The organism is Chromobacterium haemolyticum DSM 19808, from assembly GCF_000711885.1.
Lineage (GTDB): Bacteria > Pseudomonadota > Gammaproteobacteria > Burkholderiales > Chromobacteriaceae > Chromobacterium > Chromobacterium haemolyticum.
In genome coordinates this window covers 1-12,182 of the sequence record NZ_JONK01000051.1, presented here as the reverse complement: position 1 = coordinate 12,182, position 12,182 = coordinate 1, and the positions used below count along the sequence as shown (strand labels likewise).

The 12,182-nt window shown below is 64.1% G+C and carries 11 protein-coding genes; 10 read left to right on the top strand and 1 reads right to left on the bottom strand.

Going from position 1 to position 12,182, the window contains the following annotated elements; all coding sequences use genetic code 11:
* The 6 genes from BR71_RS19445 to BR71_RS19420 all read left to right on the top strand — a co-directional run.
* Positions 1-661, top strand: a 661-nt coding sequence (locus BR71_RS19445; protein ID WP_306293399.1) for an energy transducer TonB, incomplete at its 5' end; no start/stop codon positions are given.
* Between the two features lie 49 nt (positions 662-710).
* Positions 711-1,442, top strand: a complete 732-nt coding sequence (locus BR71_RS19440; RefSeq protein WP_043631004.1) for a MotA/TolQ/ExbB proton channel family protein — start codon at positions 711-713, stop codon at positions 1,440-1,442.
* A gap of 10 nt (positions 1,443-1,452) precedes the next feature.
* Positions 1,453-1,896 (top strand): ExbD/TolR family protein, encoded by a 444-nt coding sequence (locus tag BR71_RS19435; RefSeq protein ID WP_043631007.1) that lies wholly within the window; start codon positions 1,453-1,455, stop codon positions 1,894-1,896.
* 19 nt (positions 1,897-1,915) lie between these two features.
* Positions 1,916-2,329, top strand: coding sequence for an ExbD/TolR family protein (locus BR71_RS19430; protein ID WP_231138169.1), 414 nt, complete (start codon positions 1,916-1,918; stop codon positions 2,327-2,329).
* Positions 2,330-2,638: 309 nt separating this feature from the next.
* A complete protein-coding gene (locus BR71_RS19425; protein ID WP_043641413.1) occupies positions 2,639-3,754 on the top strand; it encodes an efflux RND transporter periplasmic adaptor subunit in 1,116 nt (371 codons plus the stop codon).
* Positions 3,755-3,768: 14 nt separating this feature from the next.
* Positions 3,769-6,882 carry an efflux RND transporter permease subunit gene (locus BR71_RS19420; RefSeq protein WP_043641411.1) on the top strand — a complete coding sequence of 1,038 codons (3,114 nt, stop codon included), beginning with the start codon at positions 3,769-3,771 and terminating at the stop codon, positions 6,880-6,882.
* A gap of 198 nt (positions 6,883-7,080) precedes the next feature.
* Here the strand turns inward: BR71_RS19420 and BR71_RS19415 are convergent, their stop codons facing one another.
* On the bottom strand, positions 7,081-7,446 hold the full coding sequence (locus BR71_RS19415; protein ID WP_043641409.1) for a hypothetical protein: 366 nt from the start codon (positions 7,444-7,446) through the stop codon (positions 7,081-7,083).
* 355 nt (positions 7,447-7,801) lie between these two features.
* Here BR71_RS19415 and BR71_RS19410 point away from each other — a divergent pair, with 355 nt between their 5' ends.
* The 4 genes from BR71_RS19410 to BR71_RS19395 all read left to right on the top strand — a co-directional run.
* Positions 7,802-9,589, top strand: coding sequence for an ABC transporter substrate-binding protein (locus BR71_RS19410; RefSeq protein ID WP_043641407.1), 1,788 nt, complete (start codon positions 7,802-7,804; stop codon positions 9,587-9,589).
* A gap of 11 nt (positions 9,590-9,600) precedes the next feature.
* Positions 9,601-10,539, top strand: coding sequence for an ABC transporter permease (locus tag BR71_RS19405; protein WP_043641406.1), 939 nt, complete (start codon positions 9,601-9,603; stop codon positions 10,537-10,539).
* Positions 10,540-10,552: 13 nt separating this feature from the next.
* Complete coding sequence (locus BR71_RS19400; protein ID WP_043641404.1) at positions 10,553-11,614, top strand: ABC transporter permease; 1,062 nt, start codon at positions 10,553-10,555, stop codon at positions 11,612-11,614.
* A gap of 17 nt (positions 11,615-11,631) precedes the next feature.
* Positions 11,632-12,182: ATP-binding cassette domain-containing protein (locus BR71_RS19395; protein WP_043639853.1), on the top strand; the 551-nt coding region annotated here is incomplete at its 3' end.

Here is a 12,182-nt window from a genome sequence, read left to right as displayed (position 1 = left end):
AAACATGACGAGCATCACAGCCAGAGGAATCGGCGGTCCCCCGCCCAAGCGCCGCATCGCGGGCTTGGTCGGCGTGGTCGTCTTCCATGCACTGTTGATCTACGCGCTGGTCTCGGGCCTGGCCCAGGGCGTGGTCAAAGTGATCCAGCAAAAAGTGGAAGTGGCGGTCATCAGCGAACCGCCGCCCCCTCCACCGCCCCCTCCGCCCAAGATCGAGAAAGTGGTGCAGCCCACCGCCGCGCCCAAGCCGCAGGCCTACGTGCCGCCGGTGGTCAATCCGCCGCCGGTCACCTCCACGGCCAACGCCATCCAGTCCACCACCTCGGACCCGGCGCCGCAGCCCGCGCCCACCCCCGCCCCGGCGGTGGAAGCGCCCAAGGGACCGGTGTCGGCCAAGGCCAACTGCAGCCAGCTGCAAGCGCCGGAGTATCCGAGCAAGGCGCAACAGGACGAAATCCAGGGCGTGGTGCGCGTGGCCTTCCAGGTGGGCGACAACGGCCGCTTCAGTCACATCGCCAATATTTCGTTCGACGGCGGCATCCCGCCGCGCTACCGCAGCGGCTTCCAGTCGGCGATCAGCGCCGCGCTGCAAGGCTACAGCTGCAAACCCAACAGCCTGTTGAGCCAGGAATTCGGCTTCAAACTCGATTCCGGCGAATGAGCGCGAGCGCGCCTCGACCGGAACAAGCAATCTCTAGGAGAACCAGAACATGAGCAAAATCACCCGCACCGCCTTCGCCGCCGTGGCCCTGTTGAGCAGCCTGAGCGCGCTGGCCGCCGAAACCGCGCACGTGACCAGCAACCCGTACGGCATCGACGCCCTGTGGGCGCAAGGCGACATCGTGGCGCGCGGCACCCTGATCATCCTGCTGATCATGTCCGCGGCCACCTGGTACGTCGGCATCGTCAAACTGCTGGAACAGCGCCGCCTGCTCAAGCAAGGCCGCGAACTGCTGGAATCGCACGGCGCGGAGCTGCAAAAGCGCGCCAGCGAACTGGCCGACGAAGGCATGTTCAGCGCGGTGGCGGTGGCCGGGATTGAAGCGGCGGCCGAGCACAAGGGCGAACTGGCCGGGCGCGTGGACCTCAACACCTGGGTGTCGATGGCCATCTCCGACGCGGTGGACTCCGCCAGCCACCACATGCAAAACGGCCTGTCGGTGGTGGCCACCGTCGGCTCGACCGCGCCGTTTGTCGGCCTGTTCGGCACGGTGTGGGGCATCTACCACGCGCTGACGGCGATCGGCATGTCGGGTCAGGCGTCGATCGACAAAGTGGCGGGCCCGGTGGGCGAAGCGCTGATCATGACGGCGATCGGCCTGGGCGTGGCGGTGCCGGCGGTGCTGGGTTACAACTGGCTGGTGCGTCGCAACAAGCTGGTGCTGGACATGGTGCGAGTGGTGGCGGGCCGCCTGCACGCCAGCCTGCTGAACGCGCGCTGAGGCGTCGACGATGAAAGGGCGCAACGCAAGATTCGGCCAAGGCCACGGCAAGGGCGACGAAGACGCGGTGATGTCCGCGATCAACACCACGCCGCTGGTGGACGTGATGCTGGTGCTGCTGATCATCTTCCTGATCACGGTGCCGGTGGTGACGCAGACGGTGAAGATGGCGCTGCCGAAGGAAAGCAACATTCCGACGCAGACCAAGCCGGAGAACATCGTGCTGGGGGTGGACACCGGGAACACCATTTACTGGAACACCACGCCGGTGAAGACGCAGGAAGAGCTGCTGGCGCGGCTGGTGAAGGAGGCGAAGAAGGACCCGCAGCCGGAAGTGCACATTCGGGGCGACCTGGGGGCTAAGTACAGCCCCATAGGCCGCATCGTGCTGGCGGTGCAGCAGGCGGGTATCGTGAAGATCGCTTTTATTACCGAACCGCCGCCGCGGAACTAGGAGGGGCAGGAAGATGGGAATGAACGTAGGCTCGTCCGACGACGACCTGATGGTGGAGATGAACACCACACCGCTGATCGACGTGATGCTGGTGCTGCTGATCATGTTGATCATCACGATTCCGATCCAGACGCACGCGGTGAAGCTGGACATGCCGGTGAGCAGTCCGGCGAAGCCGATGGAGAAGCCGGTGGTGGTGCAGATAGACATTGGGCCGGACAACGGGATCTTGTGGAACGGAGAGCGTTTGGCGAACCGGGAGGCTTTGGAGAAGAAGCTGACGGAAGCGGCGGCGCGGGTGCCGCAGCCGGAGTTTCACATCAAGCCGAACAAGGATGCGGGTTACGAGCCGGTGGCGATGGTGCTGGCGGAGTCGCAGCGTTTGGGGGTGACCAAGCTGGGCATCGTGGGGTCCGAGCAGTTTGTGCAATGACATATGTTTAATGGATAGTGTTGTGGCATGATAACGGGCGGCCGCAGTCAGGCCGCCCAAATGCTTGACTGCGGCTGGTCCGACCACGCTTCACAACAACAAGACAATACAACCACACAATGGCATATCCCGCGGTGACGCCTGTGGGATGATGCCAAGCGGCCCTGGTCCGGCCGCGCCGGCGCAAGGGGGAGTCTTGCGTCGTTTCATCGTCCGGGATGCGCGGCCGCCGAGCCTGACGCGGCGGCCGGTCACGCGTGTCCGAGCTCCGCGTCGCGGGCGGCTCAACCATAGAAAAGAACAACACAGATGAACACACGATTTGTCATAGTCCCGCTCTTATCGTTGGCGCTGACGGCTTGCGGCGCCAAACCGGCGGACCCGCCCAAGGACGGCGCAGCCGGCAAAACCGCGGCTTCCGCGCCGGTGGCGCGGACCTTGTCCCCTGCCGATGTGATCGCGGCCAAGCCGCGCGTGCTGGCGGCGACGATCGCCTTCACCGGATCGCTCAACGCCTTGACCAGCGGCACCGTGGCCGCGGAGGTGGAGGCCCGGGTCAAGGAAGTGCGCGTGCGTGAGGGCGAGGCGGTCAAGCGCGGCCAAGTGCTGGCGGTGCTGGACGCCGAAGTCCTGTCGCAATCGGTGGCGGAGCAGAACGCCCAAGTGGCCAATACTGAGGCGCGGCTGCGCCTGGCCAAGGTCAAATTGGAAAAACAGCGCGAACTGCTGCATAAGGGGTTTATCTCGCAGATCGCCTATGACGAATTCGATAGCGACTACCGGGTGAAGGAGGGCGAAGCCAAGGCCCAGGCCACTCAGCTGGCGCGGGCGCGCCGCCTGCTGGCGGACACCCAGATCCGCGCGCCGATAGACGGCGTGGTGTACGAGCGCAAAATCAATCCGGGCGAAGTGGCCGGCAAGAACGCGGTGCTGTTCGCCATCGCTGACTTGTCGGTGCTGGAAATCGCCGCCACCGTGCCGGCGAGGCTGATCTCGCAGATCCAGCCCGGCATGCAAGCCGGTTTCACCGTGGACGGCCTGGCCGAACCTCAACGCGGCGAAGTGGTGCGCATCAACCCGGTGGCGGTGGCGGGCACCCGCAGCTTCACCCTGTACATCCGCGTGAAAAACCCGGAACACAAGCTGAAGGCCGGACAGTTCGCCAAGGGCGGCATTGTGTTGCGCCAGCTTAGCGACCAGATCGTGCTGCCGCTGCCGGCCATCCACGATCCGGACGGCCAGCCCTGGGTGCTGGTGGCGCGCCAGGGCCGGCTGGAACGGCGGCAGGTGGAATTGTTGCTGCGCTCCGAGGCGGACCGGCTGGCCGCGGTGTCCGGCGTCAAGCCGGGCGAGCACGTGATCGCCGTGGACCTGGTGGGGGTGAAAGCCGGCGATCCGGTTTCCCTGCCCGGCGGCAAACTCTAAGCGGAGGGCGCAGCATGTGGCTGACCCGAGTAAGCGTCCGCAATCCCTATTTCGCCGCCGTGTTGATGATGACGCTGGTGGTGCTGGGCTTGTTTTCCTGGCAGCGCCTGGCGGTGGAGGAAATGCCGGACATCCGCTTCCCCATCGCCCTGGTGTCCACCGACTATCCGGGCGCTTCCCCGGAAGTGGTGGAAAGCGAAATCTCCAAACCGGTGGAAGAAGCGGTCAACACCATCAACGGCATCAAGGAAATCCGTTCCTATTCCATGGAAGGCAATTCCACCGTGGTGGTGGAGTTTGAGCTATCGGTGGACCCGGTGGCGGCGGTGCAGAACGTGCGGGATAAGATAGGCGCCATCCAGGGCCAGTTCCGCCGCGAAATCTCCGCGCCCACCGTGTCCCAGGTGGACCCCAACGACAACCCTATGCTGACCCTGGTGCTGACTTCGGATCAGACCCGCCCGCGAGAGCTGACCACCTGGGTGGACAAGGTGCTGAAAAAGCGGCTGCAGATGGTGGCCGGCGTTGGCGACGTCAAGCTGATTGGCGGGGTGCGCCGCGAGATTCGCGTGGATGTGGACCCGGTGCGTCTGGAAGCCTCCGGCCTGTCCTTGCAGGACGTGGCCGACGCGCTGCGCGCCGCCAACCAGGACTTCCCCGCCGGCTCGGTGTCGGCAGTCAGTAAGGAGTGGGCGATCCGCGTTGCCGGCAAGTTGAAATCGGCCGAGGACTTCTCGCAATTGGCGGTGGGCTACCGCAATGGCGCGCCCATCCGGCTTGAGGACATCGCCACCGTGGCCGACACCGAGGCCGAGCAGTCCAGCGTCTCGCTGATAGACGGCCGGCCCGGCGTATCGCTGGACCTGCGCGCCGCGCGCGGCGCCAACGTGGTGGAAGTGGCCGAAGGCGTCAAGGCCAGGGTGGCCGAGCTGAAAAGCCAGATGCCGGCCGGGGTCAAGGTGCGCTACACCTACGATACCGCCGAGGACGTGAAAAAATCGCTGCATAACGTGGAGTCCACGCTGCTGGAAGGCGCGGGCCTGACCGTGCTGATCGTCTTCCTGTTCCTGGGCAGCTGGCGCAGCACCGTGATCACCGGCCTGACCCTGCCGGTATCGCTGATAGGCACCTTGTTCGCCATTCAGATGTTCGGCTTTACCTTGAACATGTTGACCCTGCTGGCCTTGTCGCTGTCCATCGGTCTCTTGATCGATGACGCCATCGTGGTGCGGGAAAACATCGTGCGTCACGCCGGCCTGGGCAAGAGCCACTACCAGGCGGCGTTGGACGGGACCAATGAAATCGGTCTGGCGGTGCTGGCCACCACGTTGACCGTGGTGGCGGTGTTCCTGCCGGTGGGGTTCATGGGCGGCATCATCGGCAAGTTTTTCCACCAGTTCGGCCTGACCGTGGCGGTGGCGGTGCTGATCTCCATGTTGGTCAGTTTCACGCTGGACCCGATGCTGTCGTCCATCTGGCACGATCCGCATCGCCACGGCGATAAGCATCGCGGCCCGCTGGGGCGGATGCTGGACGCCTTCGAAAGCTCGCTGGACCGGCTGGCTGAGCGCTACGTCGGCGTGATCCGCTGGGCGCTGGGCCATCGTAAAACCGTGCTGGGCACCGCCTTGCTGCTCACCGTGGCCAGCTTTGCGCTGGTGCCCGGCATCGGCGGCGAGTTCATCCCGGAGCGAGACAGCGGCAAGTTCACCATCAGCTACCAGACCGCGCCCGGCTCGGCCTTGGAGTACACCGCCACCAAGGGCCATGAACTGGCTGCTGCGGTGAAGGGCATTCCCGAAATCAAGTCGATCTCGATGAATGTGGGAGAAGGCAACTTCGGCGCCGGCAAGAACGACGGTTCGGTGACGGTCGACATCGGCGACAAGAACAGCCGCCAGCGCACGCTGGGCCAGGTGATCGCCGACGCGCGCGCGCGGGTGCTGCCCGTGGCCGGCGTCACCATTAAATCGGTGGCCAACGAGCAGCAGCAGGGCAAGCCGGTCAAAGTGGGCTTGCGCGGCAGCGACCTGCGCGAACTGACGGCGGTGTCCGAAGACCTGATGCGCCGGCTGGGCAAGATCAAAGGCGTGCGCGACATCGAATCCAACCTCAGCGAAGGCGATCCGGCCTTGAACCTGGTGCTCAAGCGCGACGCCGCCACCAGCTTGGGCGTGGACCTGGCCCGCGTGGGCAAGACGCTGTCCATCCTGCTGGCCGGCAACGCGGTCACCACTTGGGAAGCGCCGGACGGGGAAAACTACGACGTCAAGCTGCGGGTGCCCAAGTCGGAACGCCGCCAGGAGCTCTTGGACGCGCTGACGGTGGCCGGGCGGCCGGACGCCAACGGCGCGGCCAATATGATTCCGCTGTCTTCCTTGATAGAAACCCGGCAGGGCATCAGCCCGCGCCAGATCAAGCGCGTCAACATGATGCGCGAGATCACCATCCTGGCCAATATCGAAGGCCGCGACGCCGGCACCGTTTCCGCCGAGGTGCATCAGCTGGTGGAAGGCCTGAAGCTGCCGCCGGGCGTGATGCTGGTGCAGGGCGGCCAGCAAAAGGACATGCAGGAATCGCTGGGCTATGCGGTGCAGGCCTTGGCGTTGGGGGTGATTTTCATCTATCTGATCCTGGCCGCGCAGTTCCGCAGCTTCACGCTGCCGGTCACCATCATGATGGCTTTGCCGCTGGCTTTCGTCGGGGTGTTCTGTTCGCTTTATGTGTTTGGCTCCACGCTGAACATGTTCTCGGTGATCGGCATCATCATGTTGATGGGTCTGGCGGCGAAGAACGGCATTCTGCTGGTGGACTTCATCAACCAGGCGCGGCGCGAAGGGATGGAGCGCAACCAGGCCATCGTGGAGGCCGGCCGCGTGCGTTTGCGGCCCATCATGATGACCAGCCTGGCGATGATCTTCGGCATGCTGCCCTTGGCTCTGGGCACCGGCGACGGTTCGGAAAGCAACCGGCCGATGGCGCATGCCATCATCGGCGGTTTGCTGACCTCCACGGTGCTGACCCTGATCGTGGTGCCGGTGGTTTACACCTATCTGGACGGCTTGCGCAGCCGGGTGCGCCGCCTACTGGGCGGCAAGCCGGCGCACCAGCCGGCGGCCGAGCATTGAAACGAAGAGAGCCTGCGCATGCGCAGGCTCTTTTTTGGGCGGAAGGGAGGGTTTGGAGCCTGTTTACGATCTCGCGAGCTAGGGCGAGACAAGGCGAAAACGGTTGAGAAAGCGGAATGTACATAGGGTACATGAGCATTTCGAAGCTGTACTCACCGTGCCACGCTCCACGACACGCAGCAGATCGTAAACCGGCTCTTAATTCTTAGGCGGCGCCACGCAGTCATTACCCTCAAAGCTCACCGTCAGGATGGTGTGGGTTTTGGGGTCGGCGACGAAGTTGGTGGTGCAGCGGTAATACACCGAACCGCCGCCGCTGAAGCCCCACGGGTAGTTGTAGAAGCCGCCTTGATAGGGCATTTCCTGGCTGTAGGCGCTGCGGTAGGTGTAGAGCTGATTGCCGTTGGGCATGGTCAGCTGGCTGGTGGGCGCGCCCCATTGCGCCAGCATCTCGTTGACGTCGCGGCCTTGCCAGCCGTAGACCTTTTGCGCATAGCCCGCCTGGGTGGCGCAGCCGGTCAGCAGGCTGGCGGCCAGCAGGGACAGCGCTAGCGTTGTTTTCATGATGCGCTCCTGAGCGAAGTGAAAGGCGGGCGGACAATGCGGCCGCCTGGGGTGGTTCGAAGGGATACTTTTACGATGGCGTCGCCGCTGCCGCTTGTCAACAAGCAGAGTTGGCGCACGTTGTTCATGAGTGTTAAGAACTTGTTTACGATCGCGCGAGCAAGGGCGAGGCGGGGCGAAAACGGCTGAAAAAGCGGAGTGCATATACGGTAGCGCCTTTTGAAGGCGTGCTCACCGAGCCACGTTTCACGACGCGCGGCAGATCGTAAACCGGTTTTAAGCCGTGGCTAGAACGGCAACATAATAATCCGCCGGTGCAAGACGCCAGGCAGGAGAGACAACAAAGGAGAAAATCATGAGCCTGAAGCGATGCGCGCTGCTGGCGCTGATGGCGTGGGGGGGCGCGGCGGCATCGGCGGCCGGCGCGGAAAAGGTGCTGCACGCCTCGTTCAACGCGCAGGAAACCGGTTTCGATCCGGCCAAAATCTCGGATGTTTATTCCGCGGCGGTGAACGAGCATATTTACGACTCGCTGCTGACCTTCGACTACCTGGCGCGGCCGGTCAAGGTGGTGCCCGGCGTGGCCACGGCCATGCCCACTGTCAGCGACGGCGGCAAGACCTATACCTTCCACCTGAAGCAGGGCATTTATTTTGCCCCGGACCCGGCGTTCAAGGGCAAACGGCGCGAGCTGACGGCGGAGGATTTTGTGTTCTCGATCAAGCGCCTGTCGGACCCCACCGTAGCCTCACCGCTCAGCGACGCCTTCACCGACAAGCTGATTGGCCTGCAGGCGCTGGTCAAGAAAGCCGGCAAGGGGCGCTTGAACTATGACGAGCCAGTGGAAGGCGTGCGCGCGCTGGACCGCTACACCTTGCAACTCAAATTCCTGCAACCCTTTCCTCCCTTGCCCTTCATGCTGGCCGGCAGCTGGGTGCAGGCCCAGGCGCGGGAAGTGATCGAGGCTTACGGAGATAATTCCAATGCCCACCCGGTGGGCACCGGCCCCTATATGCTGAAGGCGTGGAAGCCGGGCACCAGCATCAGCCTGGTGCGCAATCCCAATTTCCGTCAGGAGGTGTTCCATTACGAGCCGGGGCCGGATCCGCGCGATCAGGCCATCGCGCGGCAGATGAACGGCAAGCGCTATCCGCAGATCGACCGTATCGAAATCGCGGTGATTCCGGAAGAACAGCCCACCTGGTTGGCGTTCAAAAGCGGGGAAGTCGACTTATTCAGCGGCAATCCCAGCATTCCGCAGCCGCTGATACGCCAAGTGCTGCGCTTGGACCCCAGGGACGCCAGCCGCGCCGAACTGAAGGCGGAATACCGCGAGCGCGGCATCCAGCTCAGCCGCTCGCTGGAAGAGGGCGTCACCTTCTACGCCTTCAATATGCAAGACCCCACGGTAGGGGGCTATGGCAAGGCGCGCATCGCGCTGCGCCGCGCCATCGCCATGGCTTTCGACCAGCGCGAAACCATACGCGACATCCGCCGCAACCAAGCGGTGCAAATGCAGTACATCGTTCCGCCGAATGTCGCCGGCCACAATCCCAACTTCCGCGCCGCCTACCCGTTCAATCCGCCGCTGGCCAACGCCTTGCTGGACCAGTTCGGCTACAAGATCGCCGCGGACGGCTACCGTCGCCAGCCCGACGGCCAGCCGCTGGCCATCGATTTCGTCACCGGCCCTTCCGCCATCGACAAGCAATGGAACGAGTACTGGCAAAAGGCCTTCGACCGCATCAAGATTCGCGTCAACTTCCGGGTGATGCAATGGAATGAACAGGTGAAGGCGCTGCAGGGCTGCAAATACGGTCTGGTAGGCGCGGCTTGGAACGCCGATTATCCCGACGGGGACAACTTCGTGCAGCTGCTGTACGGCCCCAATACCGGCGGCTCCAACTACGCCTGCTATCAGTCGCCGCGCTACGACGCGCTGTACCGGCAATCGCGGTTGCTGGCGGACGGTGCGGAGCGCAATGCGCTGTACGATCGGATGAACAAGATCGTCGCCGGCGACACGCCGTGGATCTTCAGCGACATCCGTTTCGTCAACGGCGTGGCCCAGCCCTGGGTGCGCGGTTTCAAGGTGCATCCCAATTTCAACGCCATCTGGCGTTTCCTGGATGTGCAGAAGTAAAGGAGAACGCCATGTCCGCATTCATCATCCGTCGCATTCTGCAGATGATCCCGACCCTGCTCGGCGTCATGTTGCTGGTTTTCACTCTGTTCACCCTGGTGGGCGGCGACCCGTCGCTGGTGCTGGCCGGCAAGCACCTGACGCCGGACGTGCTGGCCAATATCCGCGCCCAGCTGGGCCTGGATAAAAGCTTGCCGGAGCAGTTCTGGCTCTTCGTCAAACAGGTGCTGACGCTGGACTTCGGCACCTCCTGGTCCACTCAACAACCGGTATCGGACATCATCGGCAGCCGCGTCGGCCCCTCGCTGACGCTGACCGGCGCCATGCTGGTGGTGGATCTGTTGATCGCCATCCCGCTGGCGGCGCTGGTCGCCTATTTTCGCGGCGGCCTCACCGATCACATCGTCACCATCGCCTGCACCGTGGCCATGTCGGTCAGCGCGCTGGTCTACATCATCGCCGGCCAGTATTTCCTGGCTTTCAAAATGGGCTGGTTCCCGGTGCGCGGCTGGGGGGACTCCTTCTGGATCAACCTCTTCGTCTATGTGCCGCTGCCGCTGCTGATGGGCCTGATGGTGTCCCTGGGGCCGGATATCCGTTTCTACCGCAGCTTCTTCGTCGAGGAAATCGGCCAGGACTATGTGCGCACCGCGCGCGCCAAGGGCCTGTCCGAGCGCACGGTGATGCTCAAGCACGTTTTGCGCAACGCGCTGATCCCTGTGGTGACCAGCGTGATGATGTCGCTGCCTTATATGCTGATCGGCGCGCTGGTGCTGGAAAGTTTCTTCGGCATTCCCGGCATGGGCAATGAAGTGGTGATGGCGGTGAACAAGAGCGATTTCCCGGTGATCAAGGCCATCACCATCTATATCGCCATCGCCACCATGGTGTTCAATTTGCTGGGCGATCTGGTCTACAAGCTGATCGACCCGCGCGTGCAGCTCAAGTGAGAGAGGGCTGGAGATGACGACATTGCACAATACCGCCGGCGCCGCGCCGGCCGCCCCCTCGCGCGGCTTGTGGGCGCTGGGCTGGCAAAGGCTGAAACGCAAGAAAGTGGGCTTTGTTTCGCTGTGGATCGTGGCGGTCTACCTGCTGCTGGCCGTGGGCGGCTGGTTCAATCTGGTGGGCGGCAGCTGGACCGACGAAATCGCCGTGCCCTACGCGCCGCCTAGCTGGGTGCGGGCCTCCGCCGACGATGTACTGCCGCCGGAACCGGCCAAGCTCGCCCAGGCGTCCGCCCCCATCGTCGCCATGACGCTGGAGGAGGACCCGATAGGCAAGGAGCTGCAACAGGCGCGGCAACATGTGGGCGAATACGCGCAGGCGGACGCACCCAAGCGCGCCACCTTGCCCTTTGGCGCGGACCTGCGCGGCCGCGATGTGATAGAGAAAACCCTGAAAGGCACCTCCACCTCCATCTTCGTCGGGGTGTTCGGCGCGGTGTCGGCCTTGCTGGTGGGCTGCGCGCTGGGCGCGGCGGCCGGCTATTTCGGCGGCAAGGTGGACGACGCGCTGGGCTGGTTCTACAGCGTGTTCACCTCGGTGCCGGACATGCTCTTGCTGCTGTCCTTCGCCGCCGTCTCCGGCCGCGGCATCACCACCATCGTCGCGGTGATGGCGCTGACCAGCTGGACCGGCACCTTCCGCCTGGTGCGCGCGGAATACCTGAAGCTCAAGGGCCGCGAGTACGTGCAGGCGGCGGACGCCATCGGCGCCGGCAATGCCCGCAAAATGTTCGTTCACATCCTGCCCAATATCTCCCACCTGTTGTTGGTGCAGTTTTCCCTGCTCACCGTGGCGCTGATCAAGTACGAAGCCATCCTGTCCTTCCTTGGCTTCGGCGTGGGCGTGCGCCAGGTCAGCCTGGGCTCGATGCTGGCGGAAGCGCCCACCGAGCTGATCCAGGGCTATTGGTGGCAAATGCTGGCGGTTACCTTGTCCATGTCGCTGCTGGTCACCGCCTTCAGCCTGTTGGTGGATGCGCTGCGCGACGCGCTGGACCCGCGCGCGGCGGCGAAGTGAGTGGGGGAGAACAGACTATGACCCAAAACCAGACCCTGCTGTCGGTGCGCAACCTCAAAGTGGCGTTCCGCCAGGAGAACGGCGGCGAATTCCAGGCGCTCAAGGGCGTCAGCTTCGACATCCCGGCCAAGCGCACCGTGGCGCTGGTGGGCGAATCCGGCTCCGGCAAATCGGTGACCTCGATGGCCATCATGCGGCTGCTGTCGCCGCAGCACGCGCACATCGCCCCGGACAGCCAGATCCTGCTGCAAGGGCGGGATCTGCTCAAGGCCAGCGGCGCCGAGATGCGCGCGCTGCGGGGCAAAGACATCGCGATGATCTTCCAGGAGCCGATGAGCTCGCTGAACCCGGTGTTCAGCGTGGGCGAGCAGATCATGGAAGCCCTGATGCTGCACGCCAAGCTGGGCCGCCGGGCCGCGCGCCGGCGCGCGATCGAACTCTTGCGCGAAGTGGGCCTGCCGGAACCGGAAAGCAAGGTGGACAGCTACCCGCACCAGCTATCCGGCGGCCAGCAGCAGCGGGTGATGATCGCGATGGCCATCGCCTGCGAACCCAAGCTGCTGATTGC